The organism is Janthinobacterium sp. SUN118, assembly GCF_030397695.1.
Taxonomy (GTDB): Bacteria; Pseudomonadota; Gammaproteobacteria; order Burkholderiales; family Burkholderiaceae_D; genus Janthinobacterium.
In genome coordinates this window covers 3,313,002-3,329,100 of sequence record NZ_JAPUBV010000001.1, presented here as the reverse complement: position 1 = coordinate 3,329,100, position 16,099 = coordinate 3,313,002, and the positions used below count along the sequence as shown (strand labels likewise).

Here is a 16,099-nt window from a genome sequence, read left to right as displayed (position 1 = left end):
CGCCTATGACCTCGATACCTTTGTTCCCGCTCAATACGGTGCTGTATCCCGACGGCTATCTGCCTTTGCAGATCTTCGAGGTGCGCTATCTGGACATGATACGCAAGTGCATCATGGGCGAGCAGCCGTTCGGCGTGGTGCAGTTGCTGGATGGCGCGGAAGTGCGCAAGCCGGGCCAGCTGGAAACGCTGGCGCCGGTAGGCACCCTGGCGCGCGTCATCGACTGGGCGGCGCCGTTGTCGGGCTTGCTGCAAATCAAATGCATGGGCATGGAGCGCTTTCACATCGTTTCCAGCGAACAGCTGAAACACGGCCTGTGGACGGCGCGGATCGAGACCTTGCCGCCGGATAAGGCCATCCCCATCCCGCAAGAGCAGCAGAACGTGGCCGACGCCCTGGGCGCGCTGATCCGCACCTTGCAGGAACAAAAGATCCCGCCCGAGCAAATGCCGCTGCAGCCGCCATACCGGCTCGACGAGTGCGGCTGGGTGGCGAACCGCTGGTGCGAACTGCTGTCGCTGACGGCCATGCAAAAACAGCTGCTGCTCAGCCAGGACAATCCCGTGCTGCGCCTGGAACTGGTGCAGGACATGCTCACGGAAAATGGCTTGCTGGAAGACTGACGGCGACCAGGCCGCATGTTTGCACACGCTTCCGTTGTGCAATTGCAATTTCTATTGAGAAATACTTTACGCTTTGCCGCCGCTGGCATAAGATAATGCCCCTGGGCAAGATAGTCCCAGTAATATGGCCCCAGGCAACATTCACGAGAATACGACATGGCAAAAGCAAGCGCGGAACAGATCAATGCGGCAATGGAGGCGATGGCGGCCGAAGGCCTGGCCATCACGGTGCGCGCGCTGCGCGAGCGGTTGGGCAATGGCGCCTGCCTGGGCACCATCAGCAAGCTCTTGCAGCGCCGCAAGGCCGGTGCGCAGCGCCAGATCGCCGCGGCGGCCGAACTGTCGCCCGTGCTGCAGCAAGCCATTCTCGATTATGTAGGACAGGAATTGAGCGCCAGCCACAGTGCGCATGAAGCCGAGATGAACGACAATCAACAGGAATTGATGGACCTGGCCAGCGAAAACGAGCGCCAGCAGGAAGTGCTGGACTTGCAGGCGGGCGAACTGGAAACCCTGCGCGAGGAACTCGAACGCGAGCGCCAGGTCGCCAACCAGGCCCGCACGGACCTGGCCAAGGCGCAATTGCGGCTGGAGGGCTTGCCGCGCCTGGAAGAGGCTGCCGAGCAGGCGCGCATGGACCTGGCCAAGGCGCAATTCAAGCTCGAAGGCATCCCGCGCCTGGAAGAGGCGGCCGAAGCGGCCCGTGCCGAACTGATCCAGGCCCAGCTGAAGCTGGAAAGCCTGACGCGCGTGGAAACGGAACTGGCGGCCGTGCGCCTGGAACTGGAGGCGGAACGCGAGGAACTGGGCGAAACGCGCGCCGAACTGGACGAAGAGCGCACCTTGCGCATCAAGGCGCAGCAGTTCATCGTCGATCCGATCTTCAAGACGCCCGTTTAAGAACACCCGCCAAAACCTGCAGCGCGTCGCGATTTGCGGCGTACGATGCTCAGTGACTCGGCGGCCCCGTGCATGCGCACAGCTGCGCTTCTCAAGCACAGCCCATGCCGCTCGCTACGGTTTTGTGCGGTGTGGCAAGTCTGCCTGCTAGACGCCTGGCTGCGCATAGCGCATGCATAGCCAGGCAAATCCCCCCATGTTCAGCGCGACCGTAATCCAGAACACGATCTGGAACGAGGTCTTGCTCGTCTTGTGGCGCAACCACTGCTGCGCCAGCACGGCGCCCGGCCAGCCGCACAGCAATCCCAGCAGCCACAAGGTTTTCTCCGGCGTGCGCCACGCCTGCGTGCGGGCCGCCCGCTTGTCGATGGCGTAGACGGCAAAGCAAGTCACGCTCATCACGCCGTACACGGCCGCCACCAGCACGGGCACGTGCCACAGCAGGCTGGCCAGCAGGTAAGCGAGGACAAATACGGCAAGTATCAGATAGGGCATGGCGGTCACGGCAGTGGCGGAGCCGCATTGTAACCGCAGCGCCGGCGCATGGCGTCCTGTGTTAGGCGGCGCACGGAATCGGCGCTGCGGGCGTTCCAGAATGACTGCGGGGACGCGTCGCGCGAAAGGGGGGCTGGCATGGAAGCGTTGATACTGATCGGAGCTTCCACGGGCGGCATGGAAGCGTTGTCCTGCATCTTTGCCGCCTTGCCCGCCACCTTGCCGGCGCCCGTGCTGGTCGTCGCGCATGTGGGCGCGCGCAAGAGCATCCTGCCCGATATCCTCGGCAAGACTTGCTCCTTGCCCGTGCGCTTTGCCGAAGAGCGCGAACCCGTGCGTCCGGGGCGCATCCTGCTGGCGCCGCCAGACCGGCATATGCTGGTCGCCATCGCGGCTGGCCAGGCCACCATCGAACTGACGCGCGGCCCGAAGGAAAACCACACGCGCCCGGCCATCGACCCCCTGTTCCGCAGCGCGGCGGCCGCGTTCGGCCCCAGGGCCGTGGGCGTGATCCTCAGCGGCTACCTCGACGATGGCACGGCCGGCTTGCAAGCCATCAAGGCGTGCGGCGGCAAGGCGCTGGTGCAGGAGCCGCAGGAAGCCGTGGCGCCGTCGATGCCGCAAAGCGCCATCGACCACGTGGACGTGGACTGGCGCCTGCCCGTTGCTCAGATCGCTCCGGCCCTGCTGGCGCTGGTCAGCGGCAAGCCGGCGCCGCCCCAGGCGCTGCAGCCGGCGCCGCACTGGATCGCCGTGGAAAACCGTTTTGCCAGGGGAGTGGGGAATATGGAACAACTGGAAAAAATTGCCGCGCCATCCACATTTACCTGCCCGGCCTGCCAAGGCACCCTATGGGAAGTGCACGGCCAGCAGCCGCAGCGCTTCCGCTGCCATACGGGCCACAGTTTCACGGCGCAAGTGCTTGGCGAGTTGCAGAATGACAAGGCGGAAGAGGCCATCTGGGCCGCCATCCGGGCGCTGCAGGAAAAGGAAAGGCTGTACCTGGACCTGGCCGCCAAGGCCCAGGCATGGCTGCATCCGGGCACGGCCAGCGAATACGGCGCCAGGGCGCGCCAGGCTGGCGAGCAGGCCGACGTGCTCAGGCGCACCTTGCTGGCTTAGAATAGCGCTCTGTTGCCGTCTGCCAGGCAACGCGTCCATCGTAAAGAAGCTTATGTCAGTAGAGAAAAAGTTACCTCCCCAGTCCGCCACGGCGCCTGGCGCGGCCCGCGCCTTGCCGCCGCGGCCGCCAGCCGATTTCAGCTCGCCCGAGGCGGCCCTTGCCCGCAAGCTCGCGCGCGAGCACAAGGATGCGCAGGTGCGCGGCGTGACGTCCATCCACGCCATGCGCGAGGCCATCCGGCGCGCCGCGCGCCACTTGCCGGCCATCGCCGAGGTGCCGCGCCTGGGCATGCTGGACGCGGCCGCCTTCCGCGCCCGCGCTGCGCTGGGCCTGCCTTTCCTGATGAGCGGCCTGGTCAAGCGCTGGCCCTTGTCCGGGCTGGCGCCCGGCGTCTTGCGCGAGCGCTACAGTCACGTGCCCGTGCGCGCGCGCGTGGGCGACTACATCAACACGGCGTTCGCGCCCGACCGCGCCATGCAGGATATGTCGATGGGGGCATACCTGGACCTGGTGGAAGAGGGACAGCACGCGCTGCCGCCTTACCTGGGCAACCTGGAGCTGCGCGAATTGAACAGCCTGTGCCACTGGCCCGCGTATTTTGACAAGATGGGGCCGCCACGCTTCTGGGTCGGGCCGGCCGGCACGGTGACGCCCCTGCATTGCGATTACGACGACAATATCTTTGCGCAAGTGTGGGGCAGCAAGCGCATCTTTTTATCGCCGCCACACCACGATGCCTTCCTGTATCCCAGCGAGGCGAACGCCATCCTGTTCGGCTCGCCTTTCGACCCCGAGGCGCCCGATTTCCAGCGCTTCCCGCTGGCGCGCCAGGCGGCCATGATCGAATGCATCGTCGAGCCGGGTGACATGCTGTACGTGCCCGCCGGCTGGTACCACCAGGTGCGCGCGCTGACGTTCTCGCTATCCTCGAACCGCTGGGCCAGGGCCGTGCCGTTTGCCTTGCATGGCGAGCCGGCACTGCGGCGCGGCGTGGAGTGAAATTCAGGGTTGCACGGCCTTGCCGGCGTCCGGCGCGCGCTTCGGCCGCCATTCGCTGAGGATGCCGGCGCCGATGATCAGGATCGCACCGACGATGGCCAGGGCCGGCAGGCGTTCGCCGGCGATGCGGCCGATGACGCCGGCCCACACGGGTTCGCCCGCATAGATCAGGGTAGCCTTGGTGGCGGAAATGCGCTTTTGCGCCCAGTTCATCACGTACTGGATCAGCGCGCTGGCGCAGCCCAGGGCCAGCACGCTGAGGAGGAAGGTCTGGCTGAGGGCGGGCGGCGCTTCGCCCATGACGGGCATCAGCAGCAGGGCGATCAGCGACGCCGTGGCCAGTTGCACGATGGTCACGCGCAGGATGTTCAGTTGCGGCGAGACGCGGCTGATGAGGATGATTTCCAGCGCGATGGCGATGGCGCCCACGGCCGTCATCAGCTCGCCTTTGCCAAAGCCCATGCTCAGGCCATCGGTGCCGGTGAGCAGCAGCAAGCCAACAAAGGCCAGCGCCACGGCCGCCCACACGGCCGGATGGGGCCGCTGCTTGAAGGCCAGCCATTGCACCAGCGGCACGATGGGCACATAGAAGGCCGTGATGAAGGCCGACTTGCTGCTCGTGATATGCATCAAGCCATAGGTTTGCAGCGCGTAGCCGCCAAAGATGCTGACGCCGATTGCCATACCCGTCAGCAACTCCGCCTTCGTCAACTGGCGCAGCTGGCCCCGGCAAATCAGGGCGCCGATACCGGCGGCGACGGCGAAGCGGGCGGCAACGAAGGCCAGCGGGCCGCTGACCGTCACTGCGTGCTGCACGATGAGGAAGGTGCCGCCCCAGATGAAGGTGATGGCGATCAGGGCCAGTTCGGGCAGGCCGAGGGCGGGCGGGGGACTTGCGTGTGTTTTCATGGGGAGCTATGCTATGAGCAAAATATTTCCCATCATCATAGGAGCAATATATTGCGCAGTCAAGCCGAGGCCGGTGGCGTGCTGGCACACCTGTCCAAAAATCTGCGGCGCCTGCGCCTCGCTGCCGGACTGAGCCAGGAGGAACTGGCCCGTCTGTCCGGCCTGAGCCGGCGCATGCTCAACGGCGTCGAGGCGGGCGGCACCAACATCAGCCTGGCCAACCTCGACCACGTGGCGGCCGCGCTGAACGTGGCCTTCGTCGACCTGGTCCAGCCGCCGCGGCAGCCGCATGACAGCCTGCGCGTGCTGATGTGGCAAAGTGCATCGCAGGCGAGCCAGGCCGTGCTGCTGGGCGCGGCCCCCGCCAGCCGCCAGGTGGAGCTGTGGTCATGGACCCTGGCGCCGGGCGAGCGCTACGATGCGCAAGCCGACCCTGCCGGCTTCAGCGAAATGATTTATGTGCTGGAAGGGCAGTTGCAGCTGGAGTTGGCGGCTGGGACCAGACAGCTGGCCAGCGGCGATTTTCTGGTCTTCAGCAGCGCGCAAGCGTATGCCTACGTCAATGCGGGCGCCTCCACCTTGCGCTTTACGCGCAACGTGGCCAGCTGACGGCGCGCTTAGCCGAGACCGCAGCCGATGAGCAGCAGCATCGGCCGCTCGCGCTCTTCCGCCAGCGCCGGCTGTTGCGTCAGCTGTTCGTCGGTGGGACCCCATTCTTCCACGTGTTCAATCTGGAAACCGGCTTGTATCAATAAATTCAGCGTCGTACCCAGCGTGCGGTGCTGCTTGACGACGCCTGGCGCCAGCCAGTCCGACACGCGCGGGCCTTGCTGCTGGTAACTGTCGACGGGCCAACTCTTGCGGCCTTGCGCATCCGTCAGCCAGCCGGGCTGGCGCGGTGCCATGAAGATGGGATGCTCGATGGAAAACACCAGCTTGCCGCCCGGTTTCAAGCCATGGCGGATGGCGGCCAGCAAGGCGTCGAAGCGCTCGATGTAGTGGAATGCCAGCGAACTGTAGACGAGGTCGTAGCCGGCCGGCGGCAAGCTCAGTTGTTCCAGGTCAAGCCGGGCATAGCTGACGGCCGTGTGCCGGCCCATGCTGCGCGCCTGCGCCAGCATCTTTTCCGAGACATCCACGCCCAGCACCCGCGCCGCGCCGGCGTCCAGCGCCCAGCGGCAGAACCAGCCATAGCCGCAACCGAGGTCCAGCACCTGTTTTCCTTGCAGCTGCGGCAGCATGGCGCGCAGGGCCGGCCATTCGGGTGCGCTGTCGAGTCCGCCGACGGAACGGGGCAGCTGGCCGTAGGCCGTGAAAAAGGCGTCGTTGTCGTAGATATTCTGTGTCATGTATCAAGCTCCTTGCTGGCTGTGCGCTTCGCATGGCCGCCCCGCTGCGCCCGGTAAATGCCCGCATGGCCGGAAAACAGGTAGGCCACGACGCAGGCGATGGCTGCGTACACGCCGAGCTCCGCGCCGAACAGTTCCATGGCCATCAGGGTCGAGGCGATGGGGGTATTCGCTGCGCCGGCAAACACGGCAACAAAGCCGATGGCGGCCAGCAGGGTGACGGGCTGGTGCAGCAGCGGCCCCAGCGCATTGCCCAATGTCGCTCCGATGTAGAACAGGGGCGTCACTTCGCCACCCTTGAAGCCGGTGCCGAGCGAAACAATGGTAAACGCCATCTTGCCGAGGAAGTCATGCGCCGGCAGCGGCCCCTTGAGCGCGTCGACGATGGTGGGAATGCCCAGGCCGATGTAGCGGTCCGTGCCCAGCAGCCACACGGCGAGGGCGACGGCGAGGCCGCCCGCCAGCGGACGCAGGGGAGGGTAGGCGACCCAGCGCTTCATCAGCCCGCTCAAGCCGTGCGTGGCTTGCGCAAACACTTTACCGGTCACGCCGAACAGCACGCCCGCGATGACCATGGCGCCCAGCGTCCAGGCCGAGATGGCGGGGATCGGCGGCACGGCGTAATGCGTGTGGGCAATGTGCAAAAGCGGACCCCACAGCAGGACCACCTGGTCGGCGATGACGGCCGCGGCCAGGCAGGGCAGCATGGCTTCGTAGCGCAAGCGGCCGATGGCCAGTACTTCCAGGCCGAAGATGGCGCCCGCCAGCGGCGTGCCGAAGACGGAGGCAAAACCGGCGCTGATGCCGGCCATCAGGATGATGCGGCGGTCTTCATTCTTCAAACGGAACAGGCGCGTCAACTGGTCGGCCAGCGCGCCGCCCATCTGCACGGCCGTGCCTTCGCGCCCGACGGAGGCGCCGAACAAATGCGAGACGACGGTGGCGCCCAGCACCAGCGGCGCCATGCGCAGCGGAATGATGTTTTTCGGATCGTGGATTTCATCGATGAGCATATTCGCGCCGCCTTCGACCTTGCTGCCGTAGCGCAAGTACAGCCAGCCGACGGCAAAGCCGGCCACGGGCAGCAGCCAGAGCAGCCAGGTTTGCGCCAGGCGCGTGCGGGTGGCCCAGTCGAGGGCGAACAGGAAAGCGGCCGACGCCGTGCCGGCCAGCACGGCCACGGCGAAGGCGATCAGCAGCCATTTAACGAGATGCAACAACAAGTCGGCGAGGGCGGCGAGGAAGGCAGGGCGGCGGGTCATCATGCGTGTCCAGTCTGGAGTCGATGGAACCTGGACAGGCGGCGGGCGATGTCTGGGCGCTGGGTGCGCGCCTGCATCTTTCCGGAAGTCCAGGAAAGTCTGCAGGCATCATCAGCCCGAGGGCGGTTCACGAAGAGTTGCGTGGGAGGAATGCCATCTCCAGTCAAAATTCTAGCACTGCCGGCTGGCGCAGACTATTGATTTTTGATTATGGTCAATCCTGCAAGCCCAGTTCCGCCACCAGCGCCTGGCCGATGGCGCGCTGTTCGGCCAGGATGGCGCGCAAGTGGTGGGGGCGCGTCTTGACATTCGTCATGACCACGCGCAGCACATTGGTCGGGCCAGGGTAGCGCGTCGACTCGAGCACGGTGCGCGAGACGAAGCTGTGGCCCTCCGCCTTCTGGCGGTTTTGCAGCTTGGCGTTGAGCGTGTTCAGTTGCCTGTTCAGTTCGGCGGCTGCGTCCGCCTGGCCGCCGGCCAGCAAGGCTTCCATGCGCTGGCGCAAGTGTACGGGCACGTAGCGGTAGGTCAGAATGAAGGTGTCGGAGCGCGTGACCAGCTCGAAATCCTGCTGGTCGGCCAGCAAATCCTGCAACTGGCCGGACAGGGTGGCCGCCTGCTGCAGCAGGGTCGTGTAGCCGGACACGCCCAGCACCTTGAACGAGGTCCACAGTTTCAAGGCGTCGAAGCGGCGCGAGCCTTCCAGCGAGGTCTGGCCCAGGTCGCCCGAATTGTCGCGCAGGATGTAGTTGGCATTGTGCTTGAGCAGGTTCAGGCTGGCGCTGTCCTTGAACAGCACCATGCTTTGCGCCATCGGCACCCACAGCAGCTTGTGCCCGTCGATGACGACGGAGTCGGCCAGGGCGATGCCGTCGTACAGCGGACGGTATTGCTCGGCGATCAGCAGGGCGCCGCCCCAGGCCGCGTCCACATGGAACCAGATGTTTTCTCGCGCGGCAATGGCGGCCATGGCGGCCAGCGGGTCGATGGCGCCTGTTTCCGTCGTGCCGGCGATGCCGATCATGGCAACGACCTTGATCTTGCGCAGTTTTAAATCGGCAATGGTCGCTTCCAGCGCGGCGACATCGATGCGGTTGTCGCGGTCGACGGCCACCAGGTGCAGGGCGTTTTCACCGAGTCCCAGGGTGGCCAGCGCTTTCTTTACGGAATAATGGCTGCGGGCCGAGCCGATCACGGCCAGTCCCGCATGGCCGGCATCCTGCATGGCGGCAAACAGGCCGCGCTTGCGCGTGCCGGGCAACTGTTTTTCCAGCGCCACGGCCAGGGCCGTCAAATTACCCATGGTGCCGCCATTGACGACATTGCCCAGCGCGCCGCTGGTGGCGGCCATCGCCTGCGCGTAGACGCTATCGGACTGCTGGTACACCTGGCGGTGCAGCCAGCCGAGCATCTGCTTTTCGATCAGGGTCGACACATACGCCGTCTCGATCTTCACCTGGTTCTGGTTCAGGGTGGCCGTAAACGCCTCGGCCAGCACGCTGATCCAGGGCAATGCCTGGGTCATGTGGCCGATGTATTGCGGGTGGTTCAGCTGGGCCGTATTGGCCAGCACGGTCGTATCGAGTTCCTGCAGAAAATCCGCCACCGCCATGCCGTGCGCGGGCGGGCGCGTGTCGCCCAATTGCGTCAGCAGTTCGGCGTACGGCGTGTGCGGATACGCTTCGCTGCGTTCGGCGGCCAGCCAGCCGCCCAGCATGCGCAGCGCCTGCAGCAGGGGCGCGGGCGCCTGTTGCAGCGCATCGATGGAAAAATGCTGCTGCAGCAGCCGTTCGATAGCGGTATCGGTCATTGCGCGTTGTCTTCTCTACTGATTGCTGGTGCCACGGTGACAAATGAATTGCGCCCTGGGGGAAGCGGGATTTTACCCGACTCCGCCAAGGCGCATCAGTTTGCTATTGCTATTTGTTAATGAGAAGCAGCTTAGAAGTAGTTCAGACCCAGCGCCGACTTGACTTCATCGGCCGTGCGGGCCGCCACTTCGCGCGCCTTGAAGGTGCCTTCCTTCAGCATCTGGATGACTTGTCCCTTGTCCTTGGCGAATTCCTCGCGGCGCGCGCGGATCGGCGCCAGCAGTTCCTGCAAGACCACGTCCAGGCGTTTCTTGACGATGCTGTCGCCCAGGCCGCCGCGCACGTAATGGGCCTTCATCTCGGCCAGCGCCGCTTTTTCCGGGTCGAAGGCGTCCAGATAGGTAAACGCGATGTTGCCTTCCAGGTGGCCCGGGTCTTCCACGCGCAGGTGCAGCGGGTCGGTATAGACTTTTTTCACGGCGGCCGTGATTTCGGCCGAGGTCGCGCCCAGGTTGATGGTGTTGCCCAGCGACTTGCTCATTTTCGCCTTGCCGTCGATGCCGGGCAGGCGGCCGATGTCCGGTACCAGCGCCTTGCATTCCATCAGCACTTCACGGTTGTACATGCGGTTGAAGCGGCGCACGATTTCATTCGTCTGCTCGATCATCGGAATCTGGTCTTCGCCCACGGGCACCACGCCCGCCTTGAAGGCCGTGATGTCGGCCGCCTGGCTGGCCGGATAGGTCAAAAAGCCGGCCGGGATGTCGCGCTCGAAGCCGCGCAAACGGATCTCTTCCTTGACGGTAGGGTTGCGCTCGAGGCGTGCCACGGTGACGATGTTCAGGTAATAAAAGGTCAGCTCGGCCAGTTCCGGGATCTGCGACTGGATGAAGACCGTGGTTTTCGTCGGATCGATGCCGACGGCCAGGTAGTCGAGCGCCACTTCGACGACGTTGCGGTGCACCTTGTCGATGTCGTCCATATTGTCCGTCAGCGCCTGCGCGTCGGCCAGCATGATGAATTGCTTGTAGCTGTTCTGGTAGGCAACGCGGTCGCGCAGGCTGCCCACGAAATGACCCAGGTGCAAGGGGCCGGTAGGACGGTCGCCCGTCAGGATCACGGATTGCGAAGCGATGGCGGCGGCCGACAGCGGCGCGGCAGGGGTATTCTCGGTGTCTGGGGTAGCGGGGGTATTAGGCAAGCTCATCAAGTTTCCTTTCGAGCCGCCTGCATCGGGGATGATCCAGGCTCCAGCCTGTTACGCCACCGATCGAGGCGGCGTTGATCATAAATCACATCACTATGCAGTGGCCGCGCGGAGTGAGCGGGACCACCAATTCAAGCGGGCGTGTTGTGAATGAATAAATTTCATGGCGTTATGGTTGCAGTTCGGACGCGTTCTGTCAAGTTGCGGTCCGATTTATCTGCTGCGCCGCGTCAGAAGCTTGCCTTCTGCTGGCCTTGCTTTCCGGGTACTATTGCCATTCGGCCACTTTTACGTGGCAAGAACCCATTGGAGAACAGTATGCGCGTTGCGTCCCCCGTCCGGCTCACCGGTCTGGCCTTGGCTTTGAGTACCACCTTGAATTCCGTGTTTGCCGCCCCCGTGCTGGCGCAAACGCCGCCGATGGCGCCCGATATCGGCGCCAAGCTGGTGATGCCGGATCTGAATGATTACGTCAAGCGCGTGGTGATGGTGCCCATGCGCGACGGCGTCAAGCTGTACACGGTGATCGTCGTGCCGAAAGGGGCGCAAAAAGCGCCGATCATGCTCACGCGCACGCCGTACAACGCGGCACGCCGGGCCCAGCGCGCCGCCAGCCCCAGCATGCTGGCCACCTTGCCGCAGGGCGACGACACCCTGGTGGAAAACGGCTATATCCGCGTGTTCCAGGACGTGCGCGGCAAGTACGGCTCCGAAGGCGATTACGTGATGACGCGTCCCGTGCGCGGCCCGCTGAACAATACCAAGGTCGACAATGTCACCGATGCGTGGGACACCATCGACTGGCTCGTGAAAAACGTGCCGGAAACGAATGGCAAGGTGGGCATGCTGGGCTCTTCCTACGAGGGCCACACGGTGCTGATGGCCCTGGTCGACCCGCATCCGGCGCTGAAGGTGGCCATCCCCATGAGCGCCATGGTCGATGGCTGGCGCGGCGACGACTGGTTCCACAACGGCGCCTTCCGCATGCCGAGCCTGTCGTACATCGCGGGCCAGACCAGCGTGCGCGGCGGCGGCGAATCGCCGGCCCTCGGCGTGTATGACGATTACGACGCCTACCTGCGCATCGGCTCGGCCGGCGACTACGCGAAGAAGTTCGGCATCGACAAGCTGACGTACACGAAAAAGCTGTTCGAACACCCGGCCTATGACAGCTACTGGCAGGAACAGGCGCTCGACAAGATCCTCGCCAAGCGTCCGCTGATCGTGCCCACCATGCACGTGGTGGGGCAATGGGACCAGGAAGACATCTATGGCCCGTACGCCACCTACGCGGCGATGGAAGGGCGCGACAAGCGCAACAACCTCAATTACCTGGCCATCGGCCCGTGGCGCCACAGCGGCGTCAACTATGAAGGTTCGAGCCTGGGCGCCTTGAAGTTCGACGGCGACACGGCGCGCCAGTTCCGTGCCAAAGTCATGCAGCCATTCCTCAACCAGTACCTGAAGGATGGCGCGCCGGACGCGAACACGGCGCCCGTGGTGTCGTACCAGAGCGGCACGAACCAGTGGCAGCGCCTGCAGCAGTGGCCGCTGGCGTGCGAGACGTGCGACACCAAGCTGACGCCGATCTATCTGCAGGATGGCTACAAGCTGGGCTTTGCGACGCCATCGGGCGCCGCGGATGCGGCTGAAGGCGCCTTCGATGAATACGTGGCCGATCCCGCCAAGCCCGTGCCCTTCGTGCCCCGTCCCGTGCGCCTGAACGATGGCGACGTGTGGAAGCCATGGCTGGTCAGCGACCAGCGCGGCTATGCCGACCGCACGGACGTGCTCAGCTATGTTTCCGAGCCCTTGAAAACAGCCGTGCGCATCGCCGGCGCACCGATGGTCAACCTGTTTGCCGCCACCAGCGGCACGGATGCCGACTGGGTGGTGAAATTGATCGACGTGTATCCGGACGAAGTGCCGTCGCAGCCGGCCATGGGCGGCTACCAGCTGGGCGTGGCGATGGATATCTTCCGCGGGCGCTACCGCGACAGCTTCGAGCACCCGACGCCGATACCGGCAGGCAAGGTCGAGCGCTACCGCTTCGCCTTGCCGAACGCGAATCACGTCTTCCTGCCCGGCCACCGCATCGCCGTGCAAATACAGTCGAGCTGGTTCCCGCTGTATGACCGCAACCCGCAAAACTACGTGCCGAACATCTTCCTGGCCGACCCGGGCCATTATAGAAAGGCCACGCAGCGCGTGTACCACGCGGCAGGGGCGGCCAGCGCCATCGAGTTGCCGATCGCGCCGAACGAGTAAGCCTTAGCCTGCGCGCATCAGCACGGCGCCCGCCGCGATCAGGCCGATGGCCAGGTAGCGGCGGGGGCTGATTTTTTCGCGCAGGAACAGGGCCGCGATGGCGATGGCGAACAAAATCGACGTTTCGCGCAGGGCGGCGATGGCGGCCACGGGCGCCTGCGTCATGGCCCACAGGGCCAGGCCATACGAGGCCAGGGTGCCGAAACCGCCGAACGCGGCCAGCTGCCATTGCGTTTGCGCATACGCCAGCAGGTCGGCCGGGCGGCGCACCGCCGTCCACAGCAAGAGTCCGGCGCCGTTCAAGACAAAAATCCACATGGTATAGGTGGCCGGCGCGCCGGACAGGCGCACGCCGATGCCGTCGATCAGCGTGTAGCTGGCGATGACGCAGGCATTGCCCAGTGCAAAGGCCGTGGCGCGCCCCGTGTTTTTCGGCATGCCGCCGATGGCGGGCGTGCGCGAGGCAACATACAGGGCGAAGATGCCGGCGCAGATGCAGCCGACGGCGCCCATCTGCGTGAAGGACAGGCGCTCGCCGATCAGCGGCCAGCTGGCCAGCGCGACGATCAGCGGCGCGCTGCCGCGCATCAGGGGGTAGGCGTGGCTCATGTCGCCCGCCTTGTAGGCGGCCGCCAGCAGCGAATAATAGGCCAGCTGGGCCACGGCCGAGGCAGCCAGGTAGGGCCAGCTGGCGGGCGCGGGAGCAGCGACGAATGGCAGGACCGCCAGCGAAATCAGGGCCGCGCCGACGGAGACCAGCACCGTGCTGAGAAAGGTATCCTTGCCCGACTTGACGATGGCGTTCCAGCTGGCGTGCAGCAGGGCGGCAAACAGGACGACGGCGACGACCAAACCCGACATGCGAGGGCCCTAGCGGGGACGTATGCTCAGCGACAAGAGTTCCTGCCGGTGATGGCGCTGGAAGCCATCCATCAGCGTGCCCGAGCGGCCCGCCTTTTCCAGCAGTTCGCGCAGGGTGGCCTGGTCATCGGCCGTCAAGGTCTTGCGCGACAGATAGACGCCGCTCATGCCCCAGGGGAGCTCGGGCAGCGCTTCCAGGCGCAGGCGGTCCGCCAGGCCGTACACGCGCGCATCGTTTTGCGCCACGCCGGCGAGGATGGTGGGACTCATGATGGTGGCGTCGATGAAGCCGCTTTGCATCAGGCGTGCCACGGACAGCGCGTCGACCTCGTAGAACAGGCGGCCCTGGCTGGAGAGTTCCTTGGCCAGCGCCTGGTACGGCGTGCCATAGTCGTAGCCGCGCACGAGCGCCACGCGCAATTCGCGCCGCTCCATCAATTCCTGCATGGTGTTGATGGGGGCGCGCGCGCCTTGCAGCGAAATGAGCAGGGGCCGGTTACCCATCAGGGGGATGAACAGGCCGTGCTGGTCGCGCCGCGGCGTGCTGCTGGCGGGGATCAGCATGTCCGCCTTGCCCGTCTCGAACATCGCTTCCAGGCGCGCGCGGGGCACGGCCGTGAAGACGAAATGGCAGCCGACCTTGGCGCCCATGCTGCGCAGCATGTCGGGGTAGATGCCGCCGATGCTGGCACCATTGATCACCACGCTGGCGCCGATGGCCGCCACGGGCACCTGGATGTCGCGCGAGCATTGCGCGCCAGCCAGGGATGGCAGCGCCAGCGCCAGCATGGCCACGGTTCGGCGCCAGGCGCTGGAATAAAAGTCAGTCATACCCATCCTTGCTCACCATCGAATGCCGGACGTCGGTAACGCGCGGCTGATTCCCCATTCTCGCCTATTTATTTCTCAAATGCAATATTATCCTGCTGACTACTTTGTGGTGGAAACCGCAAGTCGCGTCTGGCGCTGCGCCTTGAAGTAGCGCCAGGCCACGACGATGCCCCCAGTTTGCATGATGGCGCACAGATAGAAGGTGCTGCCGATGCGCCAGTCCTGCGCCGGCAGGTGGCTCACTTCGCCGAGGATCATGCTGCCCAGCAAAGGCATGATGATGATGGCCAGGCTGCTGATCGATTGCAGGGAGCCCATCAATTCTCCCTGTTCGCCGGCGTTGGATGACTTCGAGATGATGCCTTGCAGGGCCGGGCCGGCGGCAAAGGCCAGCAGATTGCACAGGATCAGCGCATACATCATCCAGCCCTGCGTGGCCAGGCCATACAGCAGATAGGTGAGGGCGCCCGACGCCATGCCCAGCAGCGACAGGCGCACTTCGCCAAAGCGCTTGATGAGGATGCCCAGCAGGCCCGCCTGCACCACGGCCGCGCACAGTCCCACGCAGAACAGGGCGATGCCGTTCTGGCGCGGCGTCCAGTCAAAGCGGAAGTGCGTGTACAGCACCCACGTCGTGTTGAGCATCATCTGCGCAAACGTCATCAGGCCGAAAGCCACCACGAGGCCGCGGATTTCCGTGCGGCGCGCCAGTTTCAGCAGGGCCGCGAACGGGTTGATGCGGGCCAGGGTGAACGGCGCGCGCGGCCCCGGTCCCCGTGCCAGCGATTCGGGCACCATGAAGTAGCCATAGATGAAATTGGCTGCCGACAGGCCCGCCGCCACGTAGAACGGCAGGTGCAGATTGATTTCGCCCAGCAGGCCACCGAGCATGGGGCCGCAGATGAAGCCCAGGCCGAAGGCGGCGCCGATCTTGCCGAAGCTCTTGGCGCGGTTGTCCGGCGTGGAGACGTCGGATGCATACGCGGCCGCGACGGACATGCTGGCCGACGAGACGCCGCCGATGACGCGGCCGATGAACAGGCAGGCCAGGTTGGGCGCCCAGCCCGTGGTGAGGAAGTTGACGCTCATGCCCGCCATCGAATACAGCAGTACGGGGCGGCGCCCCACGCGGTCGCTGATGGCGCCCAGCATGGGCATGAAGATGAATTGCAGCAAGCCGAAGACGGCCGCCATGATGCCGTACCAGAACGCCTGCGCATCCTTGCCGTCGACAAAGTCGCCGATCAGGATGGGCAGCACGGGCACCACCAGGCCGATGCCCAGCATGTCGATGAAGACGCAGACGAGGATGAAATTGAGGTTGCCGGCACGCGCAGGCGCGGCGGGGGAAGACGTGGAATGGCTGTCGGGGCTGGTTTTATCGGACATGCATGCTTTCGGCGCACACCCCGCGCAGGCGTGCGGCCAGCGGGGTTCAGTTGTTGGCGTTGCGCCGACGCG

15 protein-coding genes and 1 riboswitch are annotated in these 16,099 nt (G+C 65.0%); of the genes, 6 read left to right on the top strand and 9 right to left on the bottom strand.

The features are described from left to right. Window positions 1-5: 5 nt before the first annotated feature. The gene (locus O0880_RS15000) at window positions 6-623 is read left to right on the top strand and encodes an LON peptidase substrate-binding domain-containing protein (protein ID WP_289887173.1); all 618 of its coding nucleotides are present in this window, start codon (window positions 6-8) and stop codon (window positions 621-623) included. 156 nt (window positions 624-779) lie between these two features. Next, window positions 780-1,523: a DNA-binding protein gene (locus O0880_RS14995; protein WP_071324059.1), complete on the top strand. Its 744-nt coding sequence runs from the start codon at window positions 780-782 to the stop codon at window positions 1,521-1,523. Window positions 1,524-1,670: 147 nt separating this feature from the next. Here the strand turns inward: O0880_RS14995 and O0880_RS14990 are convergent, their stop codons facing one another. After that, window positions 1,671-2,018: a DUF1294 domain-containing protein gene (locus O0880_RS14990; RefSeq protein WP_289887172.1), complete on the bottom strand. Its 348-nt coding sequence runs from the start codon at window positions 2,016-2,018 to the stop codon at window positions 1,671-1,673. 138 nt (window positions 2,019-2,156) lie between these two features. Here O0880_RS14990 and O0880_RS14985 point away from each other — a divergent pair, with 138 nt between their 5' ends. Together O0880_RS14985 and O0880_RS14980 are read left to right on the top strand one after the other, a co-directional pair. Next, window positions 2,157-3,140 carry a chemotaxis protein CheB gene (locus O0880_RS14985; protein ID WP_289887171.1) on the top strand — a complete coding sequence of 328 codons (984 nt, stop codon included), beginning with the start codon at window positions 2,157-2,159 and terminating at the stop codon, window positions 3,138-3,140. Window positions 3,141-3,192: 52 nt separating this feature from the next. Next, the gene (locus tag O0880_RS14980; protein ID WP_289887170.1) at window positions 3,193-4,140 is read left to right on the top strand and encodes a cupin-like domain-containing protein; all 948 of its coding nucleotides are present in this window, start codon (window positions 3,193-3,195) and stop codon (window positions 4,138-4,140) included. A gap of 3 nt (window positions 4,141-4,143) precedes the next feature. On the opposite strand, the gene O0880_RS14975 is transcribed toward O0880_RS14980, so the two are convergent. Next, window positions 4,144-5,049: a DMT family transporter gene (locus tag O0880_RS14975; RefSeq protein ID WP_289887169.1), complete on the bottom strand. Its 906-nt coding sequence runs from the start codon at window positions 5,047-5,049 to the stop codon at window positions 4,144-4,146. Between the two features lie 51 nt (window positions 5,050-5,100). Between O0880_RS14975 and O0880_RS14970 the strand changes: the two genes are divergently transcribed. Next, entirely contained in the window at window positions 5,101-5,658 is a 558-nt protein-coding gene (locus O0880_RS14970) for an XRE family transcriptional regulator (protein ID WP_289887168.1), read from the top strand. An 8-nt stretch (window positions 5,659-5,666) separates the two neighbouring features. Here the strand turns inward: O0880_RS14970 and O0880_RS14965 are convergent, their stop codons facing one another. From O0880_RS14965 to trpS, 4 genes are all read right to left on the bottom strand, one after another. Further along, entirely contained in the window at window positions 5,667-6,398 is a 732-nt protein-coding gene (locus O0880_RS14965; RefSeq protein WP_289887167.1) for a class I SAM-dependent methyltransferase, read from the bottom strand. Then, window positions 6,395-7,663, bottom strand: a complete 1,269-nt coding sequence (locus tag O0880_RS14960) for a voltage-gated chloride channel family protein (RefSeq protein ID WP_289887166.1) — start codon at window positions 7,661-7,663, stop codon at window positions 6,395-6,397. The genes O0880_RS14965 and O0880_RS14960 overlap by 4 nt, the downstream gene beginning before the upstream one ends. Window positions 7,664-7,755: 92 nt before the next feature. Next, window positions 7,756-7,830: riboswitch (Fluoride riboswitch) on the bottom strand. Between the two features lie 44 nt (window positions 7,831-7,874). Then, on the bottom strand, window positions 7,875-9,470 hold the full coding sequence (locus O0880_RS14955; protein WP_289887165.1) for a pyridoxal-dependent decarboxylase: 1,596 nt from the start codon (window positions 9,468-9,470) through the stop codon (window positions 7,875-7,877). 131 nt (window positions 9,471-9,601) lie between these two features. After that, a complete protein-coding gene (gene trpS / locus O0880_RS14950; RefSeq protein WP_232250904.1) occupies window positions 9,602-10,678 on the bottom strand; it encodes a tryptophan--tRNA ligase in 1,077 nt (358 codons plus the stop codon). Window positions 10,679-11,041: 363 nt separating this feature from the next. Here trpS and O0880_RS14945 point away from each other — a divergent pair, with 363 nt between their 5' ends. Continuing rightward, window positions 11,042-12,946, top strand: a complete 1,905-nt coding sequence (locus O0880_RS14945) for a CocE/NonD family hydrolase (RefSeq protein ID WP_289887164.1) — start codon at window positions 11,042-11,044, stop codon at window positions 12,944-12,946. Between the two features lie 3 nt (window positions 12,947-12,949). On the opposite strand, the gene O0880_RS14940 is transcribed toward O0880_RS14945, so the two are convergent. The 3 genes from O0880_RS14940 to O0880_RS14930 all read right to left on the bottom strand — a co-directional run bounded on the left by O0880_RS14940 (window position 12,950) and on the right by O0880_RS14930 (window position 16,027). Continuing rightward, a complete protein-coding gene (locus O0880_RS14940; protein ID WP_289887163.1) occupies window positions 12,950-13,807 on the bottom strand; it encodes a DMT family transporter in 858 nt (285 codons plus the stop codon). A gap of 9 nt (window positions 13,808-13,816) precedes the next feature. Next, complete coding sequence (locus O0880_RS14935) at window positions 13,817-14,638, bottom strand: transporter substrate-binding domain-containing protein (RefSeq protein WP_289887162.1); 822 nt, start codon at window positions 14,636-14,638, stop codon at window positions 13,817-13,819. 99 nt (window positions 14,639-14,737) lie between these two features. Continuing rightward, entirely contained in the window at window positions 14,738-16,027 is a 1,290-nt protein-coding gene (locus tag O0880_RS14930) for a TCR/Tet family MFS transporter (protein WP_289887160.1), read from the bottom strand. Between the last annotated feature and the right edge of the window lie 72 nt (window positions 16,028-16,099).